Origin of the sequence: Pseudomonas sp. P5_152 (assembly GCF_033989915.1) — a bacterium.
In the GTDB taxonomy this organism is placed as follows: Bacteria; Pseudomonadota; Gammaproteobacteria; order Pseudomonadales; family Pseudomonadaceae; genus Aquipseudomonas.
On the sequence record NZ_JASFAH010000002.1, the window covers coordinates 358,172 to 380,122 of the forward strand.

General features: G+C 61.1%; 12 protein-coding genes. 6 read left to right on the forward strand and 6 right to left on the reverse strand.

Annotated features, from left to right (window positions below):
- Positions 1-47 precede the first annotated feature (47 nt).
- Together QMK50_RS01470 and QMK50_RS01475 are read right to left on the reverse strand one after the other, a co-directional pair.
- Complete coding sequence (locus QMK50_RS01470; protein WP_320332301.1) at positions 48-1,553, reverse strand: DUF2235 domain-containing protein; 1,506 nt, start codon at positions 1,551-1,553, stop codon at positions 48-50.
- Between the two features lie 39 nt (positions 1,554-1,592).
- The gene (locus QMK50_RS01475; protein WP_320332302.1) at positions 1,593-5,177 is read right to left on the reverse strand and encodes a patatin-like phospholipase family protein; all 3,585 of its coding nucleotides are present in this window, start codon (positions 5,175-5,177) and stop codon (positions 1,593-1,595) included.
- A 639-nt stretch (positions 5,178-5,816) separates the two neighbouring features.
- Between QMK50_RS01475 and QMK50_RS01480 the strand changes: the two genes are divergently transcribed.
- Positions 5,817-8,972, forward strand: a complete 3,156-nt coding sequence (locus QMK50_RS01480; protein ID WP_320332303.1) for a hypothetical protein — start codon at positions 5,817-5,819, stop codon at positions 8,970-8,972.
- A 144-nt stretch (positions 8,973-9,116) separates the two neighbouring features.
- Here QMK50_RS01480 and QMK50_RS01485 read toward each other — a convergent pair whose 3' ends face one another.
- Positions 9,117-10,523, reverse strand: coding sequence for a heavy metal sensor histidine kinase (locus tag QMK50_RS01485; protein ID WP_320332304.1), 1,407 nt, complete (start codon positions 10,521-10,523; stop codon positions 9,117-9,119).
- Positions 10,520-11,194 (reverse strand): heavy metal response regulator transcription factor, encoded by a 675-nt coding sequence (locus QMK50_RS01490; RefSeq protein WP_095168719.1) that lies wholly within the window; start codon positions 11,192-11,194, stop codon positions 10,520-10,522. Before QMK50_RS01490 ends, QMK50_RS01485 begins: the two co-directional genes overlap by 4 nt.
- A 537-nt stretch (positions 11,195-11,731) precedes the next feature.
- On the opposite strand from QMK50_RS01490, the gene QMK50_RS01495 reads away from it, so the two are divergent.
- The 4 genes from QMK50_RS01495 to QMK50_RS01510 all read left to right on the forward strand — a co-directional run bounded on the left by QMK50_RS01495 (position 11,732) and on the right by QMK50_RS01510 (position 17,849).
- The gene (locus tag QMK50_RS01495; protein ID WP_320332305.1) at positions 11,732-12,907 is read left to right on the forward strand and encodes a TolC family protein; all 1,176 of its coding nucleotides are present in this window, start codon (positions 11,732-11,734) and stop codon (positions 12,905-12,907) included.
- A gap of 66 nt (positions 12,908-12,973) precedes the next feature.
- Complete coding sequence (locus QMK50_RS01500) at positions 12,974-14,179, forward strand: efflux RND transporter periplasmic adaptor subunit (protein ID WP_320332306.1); 1,206 nt, start codon at positions 12,974-12,976, stop codon at positions 14,177-14,179.
- Between the two features lie 26 nt (positions 14,180-14,205).
- Complete coding sequence (locus tag QMK50_RS01505) at positions 14,206-17,367, forward strand: CusA/CzcA family heavy metal efflux RND transporter (RefSeq protein ID WP_320332307.1); 3,162 nt, start codon at positions 14,206-14,208, stop codon at positions 17,365-17,367.
- 149 nt (positions 17,368-17,516) lie between these two features.
- The gene (locus QMK50_RS01510; RefSeq protein WP_320332308.1) at positions 17,517-17,849 is read left to right on the forward strand and encodes a DUF2790 domain-containing protein; all 333 of its coding nucleotides are present in this window, start codon (positions 17,517-17,519) and stop codon (positions 17,847-17,849) included.
- 174 nt (positions 17,850-18,023) lie between these two features.
- On the opposite strand, the gene QMK50_RS01515 is transcribed toward QMK50_RS01510, so the two are convergent.
- On the reverse strand, positions 18,024-18,239 hold the full coding sequence (locus tag QMK50_RS01515; RefSeq protein ID WP_095168714.1) for a hypothetical protein: 216 nt from the start codon (positions 18,237-18,239) through the stop codon (positions 18,024-18,026).
- Positions 18,240-18,412: 173 nt separating this feature from the next.
- Complete coding sequence (locus QMK50_RS01520; protein ID WP_320332309.1) at positions 18,413-19,738, reverse strand: OprD family porin; 1,326 nt, start codon at positions 19,736-19,738, stop codon at positions 18,413-18,415.
- Positions 19,739-19,994: 256 nt separating this feature from the next.
- On the opposite strand from QMK50_RS01520, the gene QMK50_RS01525 reads away from it, so the two are divergent.
- Complete coding sequence (locus QMK50_RS01525) at positions 19,995-21,938, forward strand: DNA topoisomerase III (RefSeq protein WP_320334481.1); 1,944 nt, start codon at positions 19,995-19,997, stop codon at positions 21,936-21,938.
- Positions 21,939-21,951 lie beyond the last annotated feature (13 nt).

Consider the following 21,951-nt stretch of genomic DNA (forward strand, 5'->3'; position numbering starts at 1 on the left):
CTGAGGCCATCTGGCGACCGGGACCGCACTGGTCGTCAGGTGAACCCTCAGGGTTGTCGGTGGTCCGCGCAGGGGGCCGTCTTTTGCTCAGTCCCCACAGTGCGGAACATGCACCAGGGCTCCTGACCGATATTCACCGGTTGATAGCGCCCGCCCAGCTCACGTGCCTTATGGGGGGCAGGCAGTTTAGTAAGCGCCATCCGTTGGTAGACGCTGGCATCCATCCGATCCATTTCCACCGGTTTGCGGCGCAACAAGCCGGCATTTTTGTAGAACCAGGACAGGACCGAAGGCGCATCGAAATACTCATCGTGCAAATGCGCGGCAACGCACGCCGGAGGCCAGGGAGTGTCGGGGAACAGCTGCTCGGGCTTGAGTTTCTCCAGCATCCAGCGCTGCGCCGTTGCCTCCAGGCCCACCGCGCCGTCAGGGCTTTCGCCGTAGGGGCTCTTTCCACAGCCTGCCAGGTTGTCCTTGTTCAGGTAACCACCCCCGACATCGGCGTGCACCCCGGCAAACCACACCTCTTCAAGTTTCTGGCTCGAGGTTTGCGGCACGCCGAATCGCAGCAGGCGGAACGCCGCGCGTTGCTCATCCAGGGACATGGCTTGATAACCGGCCTGCGCATACAGCTCCAGCCGATGCCCATCGGGGTCCTCATCCAGCCCCCAGCCCACCGCCGGCACCGTGTCAAACACCCCAATGACCTTGACCTGCACTTGCTTCCCAGCAATGACATGGCCCTTTTCGTCAATGCCGTGTGCCTTGATCCCGTTGGCTTCGCGATACTCGAAGAGTGTGGTTCTAAGGCGCTCATAGAACTCGGGGTCGCCGCTGTTCTTGACGTGGTAGAGGTCATACATGTCCTTGACCACGTTATGCATGTGCCCGGCCCAACCCAATAGAACCGTGTTGTCCAAGCCGTCCGCCTTGAGCGAGTCGAACGTTGCCAGGCCGGCGAATTCGATGAAGCCATTGAGCGAACGCGCGGTAAACGCGCCACGGCTGAAACCAAAGAGGTAAATCTGGTCACCTGGCCGATAGGCCTCCACCAGAAACCGGTAGGCCTGGCGAATGTTGATGCTCACGCCATTGCCGAACGCCGCGCCGCTGATGGGGGTTATCGGGCTGGTACCCACGCCTTTGTCATAGTAAGCAATGATCCGGGAGCCGCCCTTATCAGGCTCCGTCAGTGAGCGAATCAGTGCCATGTTGTACAACTGCCAGATGTTAGTGCTGTCATTCTTGTCGTTGGCCGTGCCATCAAGCAGCACCACCAGTTTTCGAGGCTTTTGCGTGTCGCCATGCACACAGTTGAGCAGGCGCCAACGCGCCTGCACCTTGAAATAGCTGTCGTTGGCCGCATCGCTGTCCAGGTCGGTGATTCCCTTGCACTCGGCGACCCGGGCTTTGTTGATCAGCTCCTCATCCAGCGTCGGCCGGGTGGCGCTCACGCGCGCCCTTTGCGTGTCCGATCCACGGCCGGTCAAATACTGAGGCGGCGACGCGCAGGCGGTGAGCATCACGATCAGCAACAACAGCACCATTGGCATAGCGCACTCCTTGTAAGCAGTGACCCGCAGGCTTGCACCCTACATCGCCGGGTCCTGGGGAACCTTGGTTGAAGGCGGCAGCCAGACTTCGATGACGCTTTGTTGCCCCTTGAAACCTCCCGTCAGGGGCGTGACTTTCCAGGCCTGGTTCGGATCAACGCTAACCAGAGAGTTGGCGCACTCCTCTGATGTGGCGTCGTGGTAGATCACGGTAGGGGTTGGATAGGGTTTTGGTGCACGCCGATTCGCCCGGCGGGCACTGTCGACCACATCCTCTACCGGCGGCACCGAGGCACCAAGGCGTCGCCACGGCTCGCGCAAGGTTCTGGCAAAGTCCCGTAGTTCAGGGCCATGGATCTGCAGGTAGACCGTCTTGCCCTCGCAAACATCTCGCATGCTCGCCGGCGGCGCCTGAGGCGCAACTGAAGTGCTCGGTTCAGGCTCCACTTCTTCTGGCGTCGCCATCGACTCGGGCATTGGCTCTTCAGGCAAGGCTGCTGGTGCTGGTGCTGGGGCTGGCTCTGCGGAGGACGCCAGGTCGCTTTGCCCCTGATCAACACTCTCACGCCCGGGTGCCCAGCAGTTGCTCGACTCCAGCGTCGTGGCCGAGTAGTCGCGAACCCAGTACTGCGCTTCGCAGGTGGGACTGGGTTTTTTCTGCAGACATTTGGGCAGCGAGAAATCCTCTACCAGCGATACGCAGGCCGGATGCGTAGATGCCGACAACTCGCAGGCTTCCCGGGTCCGATTGACGATCATGCTCATCAACGGCGACTGGCGAAACGCCTCAATGTTGTAGGCAGTACATGCCTTGTCGCCCACCCATAACAATGCCATTGCCATTTCGCCCAATGGGTCAGTGGTCATCGGCGCTGCAGGCTGACCGACTGAAGGCAGCCGACCAAACATCGTGGTGAGTTCCTTTAAGGTGCCGGGTTCTATCTGCTGCGGATCAGCGCGGTGGGTGAACTCGGCGTTGATCGCCTGCCAGCCCGCCAGACCAATGGAAGTAATCGCCCCCAGGCTGATAGAGGCCGACACCGCACCGGTCGAGGCAATTCGTGAGGACAGGCGCTTGGAGGAAAACTTCAGCACCATGGCCCCATCGGTTTCCTTGACCAGAATCGCGCCATCGTCATTGACAAAATAATTGCGGGCGAAGGCCCCCATGTCCTGCAAATGTTCCGGGGCCAGGTCCAGGTAGCGACCCAGGGTCTGCCCCAACTGAAAGTAGCTTTCCCATTGCGCCTCACTGAAAGATTGATCAGTGGTGGGCTCCTGGGGAAACAACGGGTTGTCGGACTTGAAATTGACCAGGTCCACCGGCGCGCCATTACTCATGTTCGGTTTGACGATGATCATGTAGCCCGTTTGTTCGCCGCGACGATAGTCGATTCTGGCCAGCGCCAGGCAGGCCTCACTGTCCGGCGAGGCCAGTTCATTGAGCGAACCGAACACCACCGGCAAATCCCGGTCCGGACGCAGCGGGCGCAAGAACGTGATATCGGCCTGCAGGTCGATACGCGCCTTGCGCACCAGGTTTTCCAGATCGCCAAAGGCATAGCGTGGGTCGGCGCCGCAATCGGCAACTACGATCAACTCGCACTCTTCACGCAATAACGCATAGGCGGCGGTGTTCTCAAAGTGTCCGCCATCACTGAGAAACCAGTCCTGGCGCCGATCACCGTCAAAACGACCACGCAACTCGCTCCACAGTTGCCCATATTTGCCAATGCGCTTGGCCACAGCCTGGCCACCCATACCCAGGCTGTCCCACCAGTACCCCAATCGAATGCCAGACATCATCAACAATGCAGCGATGCCCGAACGGGTCGATTTACCCAGCCCCGGGGCTACTGCCGCACCGGAAATCGCCACCCATGCCCCCAGGCTCAAGGACTGCGCCGGACTGCCGGGCTGCCAGGTGTTACTGCCGTGGAGCAAACAACCACCGGGGCCCACGGTCAGCAAGGAGCCTTTTCGGTCCTGATTGAACAAACCGCCCATGGGGTCTTCGGTTTGGTTGACGCATACATTGACAAGGTGCACCGGACCGCCGCCTGCATGGGGTTGATAGTCGCTCATGGGCACATCATCCCCCTCGTCCACCTGGGTGACCCGCAACGGCAGGGCCTGGCTATTGCTAGCCGAAAGGCAAGACATGGGCGACGCCGTCGGCGCTTGAAAGCGGTTCGGATTGGCGGCTCCGAGGTAGGCACGAATCAGTCGGGCACGGTAGAACGCATAGAGCGAAGAACGATTGAGGAAGTCGCGGTTGCCGGCCGAGACCAGCACCATCAACAGGGCTGGGAGGGTGAGCCAGGCCAGGTATTGCCAGGCCTGGACAAACTGTAACGTGCGCGCGTCCTGATCGAACAATACGCTGGTGGTTGCGCGGTGCAGCACACTGATCCAGAACACCAGCAGGACACCGGCCAGCAGCACCCCCAACACATTGATCACCTCCATCACCACTCGCCGGGTTCCTGGCACCAGGCTTTTGGGTAGATCGGAAATCATCGGCATGGTCGCCCGCAACGCCACGGCGATCAGCGCCAGGGCCGCGCCCAACCGACTTTGCGAAGTGGTGTCCAGATTGGCCAGCGCCCAGGCAAGGTAATCAACCAGGCCCAGCACCACGCAGGCCAGGGCAACTTTCAAGGCCACCGCAAGTGCCTGGGTCAGGTTGTTTCGCGTGCGGTCGGGGTCTCTTTCGGCCTTGATGCACAGGCCCATGGCGAAAAGAATGCCCAGCACCCAGGCGCTCATCAGGGCCAAGGCCACCACCACCAAAGGCCCAGGCAGTACCAGGCTGCCGGTCCACAGCGGGATGTAAGGGCTCAGCCAGTCCGTCGCGTGACGCAACAACAATGCAATCCCCCCGCAGGCCAGGAGGGCCGTCAGCAAACGCTGAGCCCCCAGACGCTGACCTTTGCGCGTGGGCAGCGCCCAATAGGCACAGGATAAAATGGCGCCGACCCAGGCGATCGGCGCCAAGGCGACCCACAGGGTTGGCCAATTGGAAAAGAAGCCGATCAGTCCCATGTCCAGCCAGGACAAGGGGGCACAACCGCCGCCGGGGGCGAGGCAGTCGGCCCATTGCCACACCGCCAGGTCCAGCCCTACCAGAAGGCCGCCGAGAATCAGCGAGAGGAACGCCAATTCAACATGGACACCCAACAGGTTTCGACCGAAATTGGCGGCAGCGAACAGAATGTCCTTCAGTCCCCGGGGGATCAGGTAACGACCGTTGGCGCGTAGCCACACGGCAAACCAGCGGGACTGCGCCTCCCCCAGATGTTTTTCCAGGTCCATGGGCTGGGGGGCACCGGACTGCCCTTCATTATGAAACAGCTTGCCGATGGTCGCGCCAATGTACCCGCCACCGGAAACCGTGGACATCAGGTCGAAACGATGCAGCAGCTTTTTTTCCGCCAGGGCCTTGATCAAACCGAAACAGAACGTCGCGCTGCGGATCCCACCCCCTGACAGCGCCAGGCCCCAGGGCCGCTTCGACAACGTCGCGCGCACCTCCTCAGGTAACTGTGCACGGCGTTGGGTGTAGAGCGTCTTGAGGTGCGATGTCTCGACGTCGGTGGCTGAAGTCGTATTCTCGGTCGCCATCTGCTCACTCCTTGTTTTGACGTTACCCAAGTCTCACGCCCTCGACCAGCTAACAGCCAGCAACGCGCCATAAACATCGAGCAATTACCCACTACTAATAAGTGGATTATTTGACTGCACCCACTACTTCCACCGCCACCTACTTACAACAACTCTTCAGACGATAGCCCATACTTTCGCAAGACGGCCAAACCCATAAAAACCTTATCTGATAATAAAAATAGCGGATAGTTATAACGCCCAGGCAACGCAACCCGCACCACCGCCCCGCTGCGACGGCACCTGGAGCACCTGGCCTGGCGAAGACCGACCTGAGACTAATTACATTAAGCCAACCATTCAATTGACGAAGCACACCTGAACGTTCATTTATCGGCGCCCAGCTGTAACACCTGCGAAACAACATCTACCCCATTTAAAAAGGACGCCCTCCATTCATCCACCAATCTTGCGCAGTCGCACTTTCACACCCTTACTATTGATTACCCGGTGATTACAGTATTCGGCGCACCTGTAAACACTATCTAGGGAAAAGATACGTGGGTTTCGACTCCCAGCCTGATCACAAGGGAGTTGATTCGGCAGTCGCGTTCTACCGTCATACCCTGAACGCACGCGCCGAATCCGCCGGAGAACGCCATGAACCCGTTCGCGATCTGGATGCTGCTTCTGGTACTGTGGGCCTTGTGTCACTTCTGGCTGGTCCCCTTGAGCAAGAACCGCTGGAAAGCGGTCGATTTGCGAGAAAAAATGGCCCGCGCCGGCAGCCTGGTGGTATTGGAACGGGTTCGCGATCTCAGTGCCATTGGCGCAACCGTCGTGGCCGCGGTGATCGTACTCGTCTGGCTTTGTACCTGGTTTTCCTCGAGCCCCAGCGTCGCTCCCCAAGCGGTCATTCATGCAGCGCAGTCCATGTACGGCGCCACCAAGGACTTCAGCAGCGAATACGGTGCCATCCTGGGGCTGTTCGGGCTGTTGAGTGCCGCCCTGGCGCTCTACCTCGCAGCGCGCCAGGCCCGTTCAAGGGTTGCCCAGGTCTGGAATGCCAAGGCCCAGGAGCTGCATGAGCGGATCATCAACGACCCAACGTGTCTGGACGCCGCCCGCGAAGATCCCCAGCTCAATCCGACGGTCGAGCGCCTGGACGGGCTGATCGAACAACTGGTCGCCCACGATAGCGGTGCCCCGGGCGCCGTGATGTCGGCACAGGCGCTGGAACGCACACAGAGCGGAGCCTCCGACCTGCTGTCCTACCTTGCCATCGAGTGGGCGCGCAAAGACCTGAAGTTTGAAGAGGCGGTCGCCAGCTCCGCCGCACAGGAAGCCTCTCAACCGCAGGGCCCATGGCAACGCCTGGTGCGAGTACTGGCCAGTGAACGACTGGGCAAAGACCTGGGGCTGATCAAAAAACCGCTGTCCTACCTGACCACCGCCTTGCTCATTCTTTCGCTGGTGGGCTGGAGCGCCGAACCCTTGGCCAACAGCATGCAGTTGATGGTCAACAACCTACGCATGAATGCCTCCGACCAGCAGGCACAGCGTGAGATCGAGCAGGCACTCTCGGCGCTCCCCCCGCCGCCTGTCGCGCCTGAGTCCGCCGAGAGCAACACGTCGCTGCCCACGGTGCAGGTTGCTACCCGGCTGTTTGTCCGCGCCGCCCTCAGCGAAATGACTCGTAGTCCAGCCCTGGAACGCTGGGTCCAACTGCCCCCTGAACGTCGCAACGAAGCCGAATTTGTCCGGGCCGCGCTGAACGACCGGCAGCTTGAAACACCCTCGCGTGGGGACACCACGGCGAAAGTGCGCAAAGAGGTGGCCGCCACGTTGGGCGAGGCGGTCGAGAGCAAACCGGGGATCACCCAGGCGCAACAACAAATCGAGGACGCCTTGCAGCCCTCGGTACGGCGCCTGCGGCAAGAAAACCCCAATCTGTTCGCCAAGCTGACCGCCACCCTGGAGCGGCGCTATGGCGCCCCGATCGCGCCCCTGGATGCCCAGGGCAAACTGATTGCCCAGGTACTGGATGAGGCCTTTGGTGGACTGGATGCCAAACCCACGACGGAACTGGGCAAGCAAGCGCAAAAACTGGTCAAGGATGTGGGCAAGGACGCGATCAAGACCTGGTCGCAGGCCTGGGCAAAAAACTGGGTGAGCCAGGCGCTCACCAGCGCGGCGCGCCCTGACGTTCTGGCGTTGGCCGCGCGCCAGGCTTCCCTTGATGCCACGGACGACTCTCGCCGCCTGATCAAATCGTTCATGGCCGCCGAAGGCCAGGGCTGGACCTCAAGTGCTGCGGCCCTGCAGGAAGTCAAGGTGGCCGAGGCGGTCAGTGCCCAAGTCGCCCAGATGCATACACCTGAAGCGAGGGCGGCCTTGCGCGAGCGTCTGGGGGGGTACAACCGTTTGTTCCCCAATGATCTTCCCGATCTTGCTCCTCCTGGCGCAGGCGGTGGCCTGCCCGGGGCGGACCACGCGTTCAACCGCAACCGTGCGTCCAACTTTAAGGTCGCCTCCAGGAGTTTTCGGGTACGCGGAGTGTTGATCGGTCAGGACGCTCAATCCGTCGGTATCGACGCGAGCCAGATTCGCTGGTCAATCCAAGTCGCCACAGACAGCGACGCAACCTCCAAGGTCACCCTGCAGGTCTTGCTCGATGACCAATGGCACGACCTCGGTACCTATGATGCCGCCATCGTCAATCAGGCGCTGCGCTATGCCTCGGATGGCCGGGTGGTCGCCGTTACCATTGCCCCGGGTGACGGCAAGTTGATTGACCGTGTGACCTACACCCACCCCGTGCTGACAGACACACCACTGGGCTGCAGGGTCATCGAGGCCGATCGCCTGATTGATACATTCAGCGTCTCCCCCACCCGCTCGAACGCCATGGCGAGCTTGTCTGCCGATCGGCTCCAGACCCACCGCTGGATGGGTGTCAGCCGGCTGACTGAAGCACTGGCCACTTACCCACCCTCACAAGCCTGCCCCAAGGAGCAACTGATGGAGTTGTTGGCCAACAGTGAGGTCAAGCCGGTGCCATGGAGTGCGGCCCTGCAAAAGTCCCTTGAAGACTTCGCCGCCCAACAGGAACAGAAGCAGGCAGGGTCTGCTCGCGTTCTCAGTGCAGCACAAAGTTGCATGACGGCCGCCGACAAGGCGCAACTCGTAAGCTGTCTATGCGACAAAGCCCAGGGTATCGGCTTGCCCGAGCGCTATTGGTTTCCGGAAGATCACACCTCGCAGTTTCGTGAGCGCCTGGTCGCCGTCAGCCCCGACTGGACCTGGATGCAGCGCTCCCCGGACCGCCTGGGCAACATCGACCTGTGGGTGCACACCACCTTCTCCCTGCGCCGGGCCGAAAACCCCGACGGGGACGCGGATGAAGCAAGTGCCAGCGCTGTCGATTTTCCTGCCCAGGAACTCCAGCAACTGCGCAAAGAAGTCGCGCAGCAGTTGCCTGGCTACCTTAAGACCCAACTCAAGAGCCCTTCGTACGACGCATTCATGGCACCACTGGAAGACTTTGTACTGCTCCAGCGCTTCTTCCGTATTGCCTTGGCAGGCGGGCTCGGCGCGGATTTCCCTCTGGCCCGCCTGATTGACCTGGAGCAGGAAACTCACCCCTACGTGCCTTTCCAACCGACCATCCGCTGGGAAGAAGCTCCCGACGCCGATCTCGATGAGGTCCTCGGGAAAGCGGCTCCCGAGGCGCAGCTAGCCTATCGGCGCTGGTACGAAGACCGCATTGAGCGCGCCGTCAGCCAGCGCTCGATCTGCGACCCAGTGTCCAACTAGTGATCTCTGGTCTACGCACAGGGGCGGACTCAACCGTCAAATCGCGAGCAGGCTCGCGATGTCGGTGGGCCTGGCCCCACTGGTGGGTGGGCCCCCTGCTCAGCGGCTGTGTGGTCACCCAAGTTAAAGAAGTTTCCCAATGCCTTAGCTATTACGCCCCTTGGGAAACACCAACCGAAACACCGTCACACTCCCAGGTGAACTCTGCACCTGGGCCGAGCCCTGATGCAGGCTCATGATCGAGCGCACGATGGCCAGCCCCAGGCCGGTGCCGCCCTGAGCGCGGGAGCGGCTGTTGTCGACGCGGTAGAAGCGGTCGAACAGGTGCGGCAGATGGTGGGATTCGATGCCCGCACCGGGGTTGCTCACCAGCACCGACAGGTGTTCGCCGTGAGTTTCGATGACCAGCGAAATCGCCTGCCCGTCAGGGCAATGGCGAATCGCGTTGGACAGCAGGTTCGACATCGCGCGCTGGATCATCAGTCGCTCGCCCAGGGCTCGTCCGCTGCCGGAAATCTGCAGGGTGATGTGTTTTTCCTGCGCCGCCAGGCTAAACAAATCGGGGACCTTCAGCGCCTCATCCTCCAGGCAAATCACTTCAAAGGGCACCAGCGCCGCCGGGTGGCTGACCTGGGCCAGGAACAGCATGTCGGAAACGATGCGCGTGACTCGCGCCAGTTCCTCGGTGCAGGACACCAGCACCGCCTTGTACTCCTCGATTGGACGCTCCCGCGACAGGGTCACCTGGGCCTTGCCCATCAGGTTGCTGATGGGCGAACGCAGTTCGTGCGCCAGATCGTCGGAGAATTGCGACAGTTGCTGCACACCGTTGTCGAGCCGGTGCAGCATGAAGTTGATGCCATGCGCCAGTTCACTGAGCTCCTGGGGCATATTGGCTTCCGACAGTCGATGATTCAGGTCCTGGGCCGAAACCATCGCTGCGACCTTGCGAAACTCACGCAGCGGGGCAAGACCACGCTGGACAATCGCCCAGGCACTGAGGCCAATCAGGATCAACAGCAACGGCAAGGCAATCAGGGTCGAGCTGAGGTAGGCACTGAGCAGGGCCTCATCATTGGAGCGGTCAACCGACAACAGCACCACAACCGACTGCCCATCGTTGATCGGCATCAATTGGCTGGCCGTCAGAAAGTGCCTGCCCTGATCATCCGAACGGCTGAAGTAGGTGACCTTGTCCTGACTCGCCGCGGCCGCCTCACGACGGGCCTGCGCCGGTAACGGCAGTGGGCTGCCGACACTGAGCAACGGTGCCGTCGGGGCGCTTTGATCGAGAATCGTCAGGTTCAGGTTGTCATGCCCCATGACCTGGTCCAGCAATGAGTGTGGCTTGAGCGGCAGGTCGCTGGCGTGCTGCTCCAGTGCCAGGCTGTGGCGAATCTGCTGCATTTTCCTTTCCAGGCCGCCCTTGGCCAGGGCGTCCAGTTCGTGGGTCAGCGCCAGGAACGCGAGAATGGCCAACACCACCACCAGCACTGCGCCCAGGACGCTGACCGTCAACCCCAAGCGCATCGACAGGCTGGCCGGTTTCATTCGCGCGCCTCCAGCACATAACCGACGCCGCGCAGGGTGTGGATCAGCTTACGGTCGAATGGGTCGTCGATCTTGGCCCGCAAGCGGCGGATCGAAACCTCGACCACGTTGGTGTCACAATCAAAATTCATATCCCATACCAGGGAAATAATCTGGGTCCGCGACAGCACTTCACCCGACTGGCGCATCAGCAGGTGCAGCAACGCGAACTCCTTGGTGGTCAGGTCGATACGTTGCTCACCCCGGAACGCCCGATGTCGCCCCTGATCCAGTTCCAGGTCGGCCACCTTCAACACCTGAGGCAACGGAATCTGCGCGCTGCGCCGTAGCAAGGTGCGTACCCGCGCCAGCAGTTCGGGAAACTCGAAGGGTTTGACCAGGTAGTCATCAGCCCCCAGATCCAGCCCACGGACCTTATCGGCAAGCCGCCCTCTGGCGGTCAGCATCATCACCAGGGTGTTGCCACTCTTGCGGATATGTTCCAGCACGAACCAGCCATCTACCTCAGGCAGGTTTACATCAAGTATCACCAAGTCATAGGCCTGTTGCCGGGCCAGGTGAAGTCCATCTGCACCGTTGTTCGCACAGTCCACTACATAGCCACTTTCGGTCAGCCCCTGGTGCAAATAGTCGGCAGCTTTCAGCTCGTCCTCGATCACAAGGATTCGCATAGTTGTTCACCTTTAAACAAATAACGCATGGATTTATTCAGAGCACGACAAAGATTTTTTCATACGGCTCTGTGATTCAACATGAACCGCTCATGCACCACGCTAATGTCTGTAGTGGCTTCAGGGTCAACCGGAATCCGCGACCTTGAGCGCTGCAATCTGCAGGCGCGACAAAATGCCGCAACTAACAGGCAGGCTAATTCACGAACAAACAAAATCAACAAGTGCATCTGAGCGGATAAACCATCGGTGTTTGTATCGTCATATTTCGATGGCGATACCTATAACGTTCCAACACTTTCCATCCTAATACACACGTACCCGCGCACACCGCGGATAACGTATTTGTAATTATCCAGCCACCTTACTGATAAGCACCGACCTCTAGATTAACGCCATCGCCTGTTTCGCATTAAAGGAACGTCCACAGTGCAGGGTTATCAATGCGTCGTTATTCCACCCAGGATCAGAAAGTTAATCACTGGCCCTGCTGTTTTACTGCTCAGTCTGGCAGTCGCCGCCAGTGCCTTGCCGGCCATGGCACAGGCCGCACCATTGACCCTGGAGCGAGCGCTGCAGAGTGCCTTTGCCCACAACCCGAATCTGGCTGCGGCGCAATGGGAAATCGGCGTCGCCGAGGGTGATCGCCAGCAAGCCGGGCTGATTCCCAATCCGCAAGTGTCCTGGGAGGCCGAAGACACCCGACGCCGCTCGCGAACCACCACACTGATGCTCAGCCAACCGCTGGAACTGGGTGGAAAACGCGGCGCCCGAATCGAAGTCGCCGAGCGTGCGCAGGACGCTGCGAGCATCGAGCTGGAACGTCGACGCAATGAATTGCGCGCGGATGTGATCCAGGCCTTCTACAGTTCGACCACCGCCCAGCAACGTTTGTCATTGACCGAGCAATCGCTGCTACTGGCCGAGCGCGGCCTACGCGTAGCCCAGGGACGCATCAACGCCGGCAAGGCGGCGCCGGTCGAAGCCATGCGTGCACAGGTGCAACTGTCACAGGTACGCCTGCAACTGCGTCGCGCCGAACGTGACCAGGCCACCGCCTATCAGCAGCTGGCACAGGTCACCGGGGCCCCACAGGCCACCTTTACCCGCGCCGAAGAACCGACAAGCGCATTGCCGGCCATCGCGTCCTCACAGATCCTGCTTGATCGCCTCCCCGATACCGCCGAGCTGCGCCTGGCGCGTTTGCAGATCAACCAGAAGGAAGCCTCACTAGGCCTGGAAAAGGCCCTGCGTATCCCCGACCTGACGGTAAGCATCGGTAGCCAGTACAGCGAGACCGATCGCGAACGGGTCAACCTCCTGGGCGTGTCGATGCCGATTCCACTGTTCAATCGCAACCAGGGCAATGTGCTAGCCGCCGCGCGCCGCACCGACCAGGCTCGGGACCTGCGCAACGCCAGCGAATTGCGCTTGCGCTCCGAGGTTCAGTCAGGCCTGGACCAATGGGCCACCGCCAACACCGAAGTCAACGCCTTCAACCAGGTGATCCTGCCGGCGGCCCAAAGTGCAGTCGACAGCGCCACCCGTGGCTTTGAAATGGGCAAATTCAACTTCCTCGACGTGCTCGATGCCCAGCGCACCCTGTTCGAAGCACGCAGCCAGTACCTGCAGGCCGTGGCCGATGCCACCGATGCCTGGGTACGTATCGAACGCATCTATGGCGACACCCGCGCCCTCTTCCCCACCCCTTGAAATCCTATCTATAGCCGTATTGCGCACCCGTCCGGTCGTACTGACCCAACGGTGCCTGGAGTATCCATGGACAAAAAAGCCATCCTGGCCATCGCTTTGACCCTGAGCGCCGGCATCGGCCTCGGCTCATTGCTGACCACCCGCGCCACGTCTGCGACCGATGCAGAGCAGGCGCACGCCGAGCACGGCACACCCGCCCAGATCACGGTCGACAAACCAGCTGAAGCAGAACCGGAGGAAGCCGAAGGTCACCTGACGCTCAGCGAGGGGCAGATCAACTCCGCCGGCATTCAACTGGCCGAGGCCCGGCCACAGGTCATGGCGCTGTCGCTGGCGTTCCCCGGCGAAGTACGTTTCGACGAAGACCGCACTGCTCACATCGTTCCCCGCGCACCCGGGGTGGTCGAGCAGGTGCTGGTCAACCTCGGACAAGCGGTGAAAAAGGGCCAGTTGCTGGCGGTGATTGCCAGCCCGCAAATCTCCGAGCAACGCAGTGAGCAGGCGGCAGCCCAGCGTCGCGTTGAACTGGCGCGCAGCACCTTTGAGCGTGAGCGCCAGTTGTGGCAGGAGCAGATTTCCGCCGAGCAGGATTTTCTGCAAGCGCGCCAAGCCCTGCAAGAAGCCGAGATCGCCCTGAACAACGCACGCCAGAAAATCAGCGCATTGAGTGGCAGCAGCGCTACCGGTGGTGGCAATCGTTATGAGTTGCGTGCGCCTTTCGACGCGATGGTGGTGGAAAAACACCTGACCCTGGGGGAAGTGGTCAATGACTCCACCAGCGTGTTTACCCTCTCCGACCTGTCGCGGGTCTGGGTAACGTTTGGGGTTTCGCCCAAGGACCTGGAAAGCGTACGAGTCGACACGTCGGTCAACGTCAATGCCCCGGAACTGAATGCCGAAGTGGCGGGCAACGTGTCCTACGTCGGCAGCCTGCTGGGCGAGCAAACCCGCACGGCCACGGTCCGGGCCAGCCTCGCCAACCCAGACGGCGCCTGGCGTCCGGGGTTGTTCGTGACCGTGCGGGTCACGACCGAAACCCGCCAGGCCCCGGTCACCGTCCCTGAAACCGCGATTCAGACCATTGAGGACAGCCCCAGTGTTTTCCTGCGCACTGACGACGGCTTTGAGGCTCGGACAGTGGTGCTCGGCAGCCGCTCCGCAGGCCAGGTGGAAATCCTCCAGGGGCTGGATGCCGGGGCGCACGTCGCCACGGCGGGCAGCTTCATCCTCAAGTCAGAACTGGGCAAGGCTTCGGCCGAGCACGCTCACTGATCCGCTATCGGCACAAGAAGGTCCTCATGTTCGAACGCCTGATCCAATTCGCCATCGAGCAGCGCATCATCGTGCTGCTCGCGGTTCTACTCATGGCTGGCCTGGGTATCGCCAGCTACCAGAAGTTGCCGATCGACGCCGTGCCGGACATCACCAACGTCCAAGTGCAGATCAACACAGCGGCAGCCGGGTTCTCGCCGCTGGAAACCGAGCAGCGCATCACCTTCCCCATCGAAACGGCCATGGCCGGGTTGCCGGCGCTGGAACAGACCCGTTCGCTGTCACGCTCCGGGCTGTCGCAAGTGACGGTGATCTTCAAGGAAGGAACCGACCTGTTCTTCGCCCGGCAATTGGTCAATGAAAGGCTGCAGGTGGCCAAGGAGCAACTGCCTCCGGGCGTCGAGGCCGTCATGGGCCCCATCTCAACGGGGCTCGGGGAGATTTTCCTGTGGACCGTGGAAGCCAGCGCCGATGCGCGCAAGGAGGATGGCAGCGCGTACACCCCCACCGATTTGCGGGTGATCCAGGACTGGATCATCAAGCCGCAACTGCGCAATGTGCCCGGTGTGGCGGAGATCAACACCATCGGCGGCTTTGCCAAGGAGTATCAGATTGCCCCCGACCCCAAGCGCCTGGCCGCCTACAAGCTGACGTTGACCGACCTGGTGAGCGCACTGGAACGCAACAACGCCAACGTCGGTGCCGGGTACATCGAGCGCAGTGGGGAGCAGTTGCTGATTCGCGCTCCCGGTCAGGTGGCGAGTCTCGATGACATCGCCAACATCGTCATGGCCAACGTCGACGGCACACCGATCCGGATCAAGAACGTCGCCAGTGTCGACATCGGCCGTGAATTACGCACCGGTGCCGCCACTGAAAACGGCCGGGAAGTGGTGCTCGGCACGGTGTTCATGCTGATCGGCGAGAACAGCCGCACGGTGTCGCAAGCGGTGGCCAGCAGGCTTGAGCAGATCAACCGGACCCTGCCTCAGGGCGTGGTCGCAGTGACGGTGTACGACCGCACCACGCTCGTGGACAAAGCCATTGCTACGGTCAAGAAAAACCTCATCGAAGGCGCGATCCTAGTGATCGCTATATTGTTCCTGTTCCTGGGTAATATCCGCGCAGCGCTGATCACCGCCATGGTGATCCCCCTGGCCATGCTGTTCACCTTCACCGGCATGTTCACCAACAAGGTCAGCGCCAACCTGATGAGCCTCGGCGCGCTGGACTTCGGCATTATCGTCGACGGCGCAGTGGTCATCGTCGAGAACGCCATCCGCCGTCTGGCCCACGCCCAGCAGCAGCATGGCCGTATTCTCACTCGCTCCGAGCGCTTCCATGAAGTCTTCGCGGCAGCCAGGGAAGCACGACGGCCGCTGATCTACGGCCAATTGATCATCATGGTGGTGTACTTGCCGATCTTTGCCCTGACCGGGGTCGAGGGCAAAATGTTTCATCCAATGGCGTTCACCGTGGTGATTGCCCTGCTCGGCGCCATGCTGCTCTCGGTAACCTTCGTGCCGGCGGCCATCGCGATGTTTGTCACCGGCAAGGTCAAGGAAGGCGAGAACCTGGTCATGCGCGGCGCGCGCCGGGCCTATGCTCCGGCACTGGATTGGGTCATGGGGCACCGCAAACTGGCGTTCGCCCTGGCGCTCGCGATGATCGGCGTCTGCACGGTGGTCGCCAGCCGCATGGGCAGTGAGTTCGTGCCCAGCCTCAGCGAAGGCGACTTCGCCCTGCAAGCCTTGCGCGTACCGGGCACCAGCCTGAGCCAATCAGTGGACATGCAACAGCGTCTGGAAACGCTGCTGCTGGAAAAGATCCCCGAAGTGCAACGTGTATTCGCCCGCACCGGTACCGCCGAGATCGCCTCCGACCCGATGCCGCCAAACATCTCCGACAGCTACGTGATGCTCAAGCCGCAGCAACAGTGGCCCGCCCCGAACAAAAGCCGCGAGGCGCTGATCGCCGATATCCAGCGGGTGACCGCACTGTTGCCGGGCAGTAACTATGAGTTGTCGCAACCAATCCAGCTGCGCTTCAACGAGCTGATTTCCGGGGTGCGCAGCGACGTCGCGGTCAAGGTCTTCGGTGACGACATGGACGTACTCAACAGCACCGCGACGAAGATTGCGGCGACGCTGCAAAAAATCGATGGCGCCTCGGAGGTCAAGGTCGAACAGACCACCGGCCTACCGGTATTGACCATCAATATCGACCGCGACAAGGCCGCGCGTTACGGGCTCAACGTCGGTGATGTGCAAGACACCATAGCGGTGGCGGTTGGCGGACGCCAGGCCGGCATCCTGTATGAAGGAGATCGGCGCTTCGACATGGTGGTGCGTTTGTCCGACGCCATGCGCAAGGACATCGATGGCCTGTCGAAGCTGCTGATCCCAGTACCCGCCCTGCTCAACGGCAGCGCCAATACCATCGGCTTCATAGCCCTGGCGGACGTTGCCAGCCTGGATCTGGTGCTCGGGCCAAACCAGGTCAGTCGCGAGAATGGCAAGCGCCTGGTGATTGTCAGTGCCAACGTGCGTGGCCGCGATATCGGTTCGTTCGTGCAACAGGCCAGTGCCCGGATCGAGCAGCAGGTACAGATTCCTGCCGGTTACTGGACCTCCTGGGGTGGCCAGTTCGAGCAGCTGCAGTCGGCTGCCAAGCGCCTGCAGATTGTGGTGCCGGTGGCCTTGCTGCTGGTGTTCGCGCTGCTATTTATGATGTTCAACAACCTCAAGGATGGCTTGTTGGTGTTCACCGGCATCCCATTCGCCTTGACCGGTGGTGTTATGGCCCTGTGGCTGCGGGATATTCCACTGTCGATCTCCGCCGGCGTGGGGTTCATCGCCCTGTCCGGAGTGGCAGTGCTCAACGGCCTGGTGATGATCGCCTTCATCCGCAACCTGCGCGAGCAAGGTCGATCCCTTGGCGTGGCCGTCAACGAAGGCGCCTTGACGCGCTTGCGTCCGGTGCTGATGACCGCGCTGGTGGCGTCCCTGGGCTTCATCCCCATGGCCCTGGCAACCGGTACCGGTGCCGAGGTCCAACGGCCCCTGGCCACCGTGGTGATCGGTGGAATCCTGTCGTCGACGGCCCTCACGTTATTGATATTGCCGGCGCTGTATCACTGGGCCCATCGGCGGGATGAAGAGGCAGTGAGCGAAAACCCAGCGCACTAATCTATTCGTGCTTACTTGCCCGCAGTCATTAATGACTGCGGGTTTTTTAGTGTTTTGGATATTTGCATGACTGATCTGTCATCGTGCCGCCACGTCGACGACAGGTCGGGATTGATAATATTGCGCTTTATTTAACCGAGGTAATCGACATGAAACTCAGCCAACTTATCAGCCTCACCGCAGCACTGATTTTGTCCACTAACACCCTCGCCGAAAGTGGCGGCGACAAGCGATTTGAAACGATGATGCAGAACAATCGGATGGCCATGCAGCGCTATGCCGCCCAACAAGGCAAGGAACAACCCATCGTCAAGGAATATGCCTATGGCATGAAACTGGATGTGGCCAAAGTGGTGAATGTCACTCCCCCGATAAAGTTCTGCGGGCCCGTACCGGCGCAGATGACCTATGAAGACGCCCGCGGGCAACTCAATACCCTGCGCTACACCGTTGCCGGCGACTGTAACCGTCGCGGCGGTTGACCCCACTGAGCCCGGCAACGTCCACCCCCGCTGGAGCCAGCGCACTCGCTCCAGCGGCTATGGCAGCCGCAACAATCGGCAGAGCAAAAAAAAGCGTCCCGAAGGACGCTGAAAAATTCACCTCTTCCAAAGGAGCAAGACGCTACCAAGGTGAATGGACACTGTGAACGGTGATCAACCCTCCGAGTTCTTGCCCTGCTTGTCCTCACCCTGTGCATCAGCGTTGGCCGTCGACTGGACATCAACAGTGCTCGAAGTACCGTGCACTTGTTGCTGACTCAATTTGAACGCTGCCAGGTATTGCTGAGAACGCTCCGCGCCCCCTTCGGCAAACACACTGCTGCTGGCCACGGCAACTACCGCAATAAACACGAACTTCGCAAGTTTCATGACAGGCTTCCTCTTACCATTATCGGAAAGACTCGCCGACCTAGTGGCCTTCAAGTCTTTGGCTTGCCGACAAGTATAAAAAAGCCAAGTTAACAGGAGCATGGGCGGGACATTACATTCTTGATAGGTTGGCTATTAAAACTGGGCCAAACGGCTTATCCCATCACCCACTATTAAAGAATCGCCAAAGGGTATTCGACAATCAGTCTGACTTCGTCCAGATCCGACTCGAATGCCGTGGCCCGGGTGTTCGCCTGGCGCACGCGCAACGACAGATCCTTGAGCGATCCGGACTGCACCACGTATTTGACTTCGATATCCCGCTCCCAGCGCTTCTGGTCCGTCAACGGATTGCCTTCGGCATCGCGGCGCATGTACACCGTGTTGGCGCTGGAATAGTCGGCATCACTGCCGCGACCATAACGGGTCATGAAACTCAGGCCCGGGACTCCGTAAGTGGTCATGTCCAGGTCATAACGCACCATCCACGAACGCTCCTTGGGCGAGTTGAAGTCGCTGTACTGGATCGAGTTGTCGAGGAAGATCGAGTCCGACTGTCGCAGGTAGTCGAAGTCATCGTTGCCGTTATTGCGCTGGTGGGACAGCGCCAGGCTGTGGGCACCGAACTTCACCCCGGCCTTGGCACTCCAGATGTTGTTATCGAACCGGCCCAGCAACTGCTGGCCCTCATCTACCGCCTTGTAATAGTTCAAGCCCCCGAACAGCGAAACCTCCTCGGCCAGCGGATAACTCAGGGTCGTACCGGCGTAGTACTGATTCCAGGCGTCCTTCAGTCGGCTGGAATACAGGCTGACGCTGACGTGCCGATTGAGGCTGTAATCGCCGCCGAAGTACGCCACCCAGGGCGAGTTGACCGGCCCGGCATAAAAGGTTGCGAAGTTGTCGCGCATGTTGCTCGAAACCGGCTGGCTCATCGCGTGCAGACGACCGCCCTGCAGCGTCAGGCCCTCCAGGCTGGTGTTGCTGGCCGTGACCCCGGTGAAGCTTTCCGGCAGCAGTCGCGAATCACCGGCAGCCACCACCGGCGTGGCAGGAAACACATCGCCCACCTTGACCACCGTATCAAACGCACGAAGTTTCGCCGCGCCTCCGAGCTTGGTGTATTCATCGCGGGCCTCGCCCCGTGCGTCGACCGGCAATACATCGAACGAACTGCGTCCGCCATTGCGCCCGTCGCCAGTGTCCAGTTTCAGGCCGATCATGGCAAAGGCATCCACCCCGACACCCACAGTGCCCTGGGTGAATCCCGATTCGAACCTGCTGATAATCCCTTGTGCCCAGGCCTCGGAATAACCATTGCCCGTAGGGCTGGACTGGCCGTTACGGTGATCACGGTTGAAGTAATAGTTGCGGTTGAGCACCGTCAGGCTGCTGCCCTCGACAAACCCCTCGGGCTTCTCTTCGGCCACCGCCAGTGAAGCGCCGGAACCGGCCAGCGCGGCTATCGCCGCCAGGGTCAATGTTGTGCTGTTATTCATCTTTCGCTCCTGAATGTTTGGCGCAAAGTCTTGTTGTAATGCGGGGCCGGGTGCCCCGAGTCCGCCGAGCGATATCGTGGCAAGCGCTAGATAACGTGAAGATGATGGGCGAATGACAATTTCGTCATGCACGGGCGTGGTGTCGGGCGCAATGGCCGGCAACGCCTTTGACTGTACATCCATACAGATAAAGATTGATCCAGGCCGCTGCACCGCGCATGCTGTGCAGCTTGTTACCTGAAGACTGATGGTCGATATGCGTCTGTATCTGTGTGAAAAACCTTCCCAGGCCAAAGACATTGCCGCGGTGCTCGGCGCCAGCCGGCGTGGCGATGGCTGCTGGCTGGGGTCGGGGATCACCGTCACCTGGTGCATCGGCCACTTGCTGGAAACCGCGCCACCGGATGCCTACGACGCCCGTTATAAACGCTGGGTGCTGGCAGACCTGCCGATCATTCCCGAGAAGTGGAAGATGCTGGTCAAGCCCAAGACCGCCAGCCAGTTCAAGGCGGTCAAGCGCCTGCTGGGCGAGGCCCAGGAACTGGTGATCGCCACCGACGCCGACCGGGAGGGGGAAATGATTGCCCGCGAACTGGTGGAGCACTGTCGTTATCGCGGGCCGATCCAGCGGCTGTGGTTGTCGGCGCTCGACGATGCCTCGATCCGCAAGGCCCTGGCGGCCCTCAAGCCGGGAGCGGAAACCTTCAGCCTGTATCACTCGGCACTGGGTCGCTCGCGGGCCGACTGGTTGATCGGCATGAACATGAGCCGGCTGTTCACCCTGCTCGGGCGCCAGTCCGGTTACCAGGGCGTACTGCCGGTGGGTCGGGTGCAGACCCCGACCCTGCGCCTGGTGGTGGACCGCGACCGCAGCATCGCCGACTTCGTGCCGGTGCCCTATTGGGCGATCGACGTGCAGTTGCTGCACGACGGTATGCCGTTTACCGCCCAATGGCGGGCGCCGTCGGACCTGTGCGATGAACAGGACCGCTGCCTCAATCAAGCACTGACCCAACAAGCGGCGCACGCCATGCGCAATGCCGCCAGTGCGCGCCTGGTCACACTGCGCACCGAGCGGATGCGGGAGGTCGCACCACTGCCGTTCGACCTCGGCACCCTGCAGGAAATCTGCTCGAAAAAGCTCGGCCTGGGGGCCCAGGAAACCCTCGACGTGGCCCAGGCGCTGTACGAGACCTACAAAGTCATCACCTACCCGCGCAGTGACTGCGGCTACCTGCCCGTGAGCCAGCATGGCGAAGCGGCGGCGATTCTCCAGGCCCTGGGCCGCGCGGACCCAAGCCTCGCGCCGTTGCTCCAGCACCTGGAACCGCAACGCCGCTCCCGGGCCTGGAACGATGCCAAGGTCAGCGCCCACCACGGCATCATCCCCACTGCCGCCGCCCACAACTTCGAGCGCCTGAGCGGCAAGCACCGGGCGGTCTACACCTTGATTCGTGCGCGCTACCTGGCGCAGTTCCTCCCCAACCATGAGTACGACCGCACCCAGGCCGACTTCGACTGTGCCGGCCAGGCACTGCGCGCGGTGGGCAAGCAGGTGGTGGAACCGGGTTGGAAACGCGCCATGCCCGAGGCCCTGGCAGCGGCCAAGGGACGCGAACCAGCCGCCCCGCAAAACCTGCCACCCTTGACCCAGGGCAGCGACTATCCAGTTGCCGGCGTCAACCTCAAGGACCTCTGGACCCAGCCACCCAAGCCGTTTACCGAAGGCGACCTGATCAAGGCCATGAAAAACGTGGCCAAGCTGGTACAGGACCCGCTGCTCAAGCAAAAGCTCAAGGACACCACCGGCATCGGCACCGAAGCCACCCGCGCGGGGATCATCCAGGGGCTGCTGGACCGTGGTTACCTGGTCAAGCACGGCAAGGCGCTGGCTGCCACGCCGGCGGCCTTCAGCCTGATCGACGCCGTGCCCCGGGCCATCGCCGATCCCGGCACCACGGCCATCTGGGAACAAGCCCTGGACATGGTGCAGAGCGGAGAAATGAGCCTGGAAGAGTTTGTCGCCAAGCAGGCCGCCTGGATGAGCAAGCAAGTGGGCCGCTGCACCGGCCTGCGCCTGACCATCAGCGGCCCGGCAAGCCCAGCCGGCAAAGGCGCGACACCCTGGAAAGGCAAACGCAAGAGCACTGCGCGCAAAACCGCAACGACCGGCAAACGCAAGGCCAAGCCCAAGGCCTGAGGCAACTGCCAAA

Excerpts from the sequence above, each read along its gene's own strand:
- QMK50_RS01520 (WP_320332309.1), bottom strand. The coding sequence starts at position 19,738 with ATGAATAACAGCACAACATTGACCCTGGCGGCGATAGCCGCGCTGGCC.
- QMK50_RS01525 (WP_320334481.1), top strand. The coding sequence starts at position 19,995 with ATGCGTCTGTATCTGTGTGAAAAACCTTCCCAGGCCAAAGACATTGCC.
- QMK50_RS01470 (WP_320332301.1), bottom strand. The coding sequence starts at position 1,553 with ATGCCAATGGTGCTGTTGTTGCTGATCGTGATGCTCACCGCCTGCGCG.
- QMK50_RS01490 (WP_095168719.1), bottom strand. The coding sequence starts at position 11,194 with ATGCGAATCCTTGTGATCGAGGACGAGCTGAAAGCTGCCGACTATTTG.
- QMK50_RS01505 (WP_320332307.1), top strand. The coding sequence starts at position 14,206 with ATGTTCGAACGCCTGATCCAATTCGCCATCGAGCAGCGCATCATCGTG.
- QMK50_RS01510 (WP_320332308.1), top strand. The coding sequence starts at position 17,517 with ATGAAACTCAGCCAACTTATCAGCCTCACCGCAGCACTGATTTTGTCC.
- QMK50_RS01515 (WP_095168714.1), bottom strand. The coding sequence starts at position 18,239 with ATGAAACTTGCGAAGTTCGTGTTTATTGCGGTAGTTGCCGTGGCCAGC.
- QMK50_RS01495 (WP_320332305.1), top strand. The coding sequence starts at position 11,732 with ATGGCACAGGCCGCACCATTGACCCTGGAGCGAGCGCTGCAGAGTGCC.
- QMK50_RS01475 (WP_320332302.1), bottom strand. The coding sequence starts at position 5,177 with ATGGCGACCGAGAATACGACTTCAGCCACCGACGTCGAGACATCGCAC.
- QMK50_RS01485 (WP_320332304.1), bottom strand. The coding sequence starts at position 10,523 with ATGAAACCGGCCAGCCTGTCGATGCGCTTGGGGTTGACGGTCAGCGTC.
- QMK50_RS01500 (WP_320332306.1), top strand. The coding sequence starts at position 12,974 with ATGGACAAAAAAGCCATCCTGGCCATCGCTTTGACCCTGAGCGCCGGC.
- QMK50_RS01480 (WP_320332303.1), top strand. The coding sequence starts at position 5,817 with ATGAACCCGTTCGCGATCTGGATGCTGCTTCTGGTACTGTGGGCCTTG.